Raw genomic sequence first — 579 nt, forward strand, 5'->3', positions numbered from 1 at the left:
GACCCTCAGTACACACAGTACATGTATAATATGAATATAGTAAACCCTGCTTATGCAGGTTCAAGAGAAAATCTTTCTTTTGGACTACTATACAGAAACCAATGGACTAAAATTGAAGGCGGCCCTGAAACAGGTACATTCTTTGGTCATGCGCCAGTTGGAAATAATCTTGGAATAGGATTATCTGTTATTGCAGATAATATTGGTCCTGTTAAAGAAACTAATGCTTATGTAGATGTCTCATACACCTTAAACTTAGGCGGCGAACACCGTTTAGCTTTTGGTGTTAAAGCAGGAGCTACATTCCATGACATTGATTTATCAAATGGAAACGTTGCTGTGATAGACACTAACGATCCTTTCTTTGGATTTGGTATTAATGAAACAACACCAAACATTGGTGCTGGTTTCTTTTACTACACTGAAAAATATTATTTATCATTATCTGTACCTAACTTATTATCATCTGTTCATTTAGACGATGGTAATCGTAAAATAGGATCTGAAACACAGCACTATTTCTTAACTGGTGGTTACGTGTTTGATCTTTCACCAAATACAGAACTTAAACCATCGTTT

1 protein-coding gene is annotated in these 579 nt (G+C 35.6%); it reads left to right on the forward strand.

Annotated elements, in window-relative coordinates; genetic code table 11:
- The coding region (locus VDP25_RS17755; RefSeq protein WP_334471993.1) for a PorP/SprF family type IX secretion system membrane protein at positions 1-579 on the forward strand (579 nt) is incomplete at both ends.

The organism is Winogradskyella sp. ECml5-4 (assembly GCF_036903175.1).
Classification (GTDB): Bacteria; Bacteroidota; Bacteroidia; order Flavobacteriales; family Flavobacteriaceae; genus Winogradskyella; species Winogradskyella damuponensis.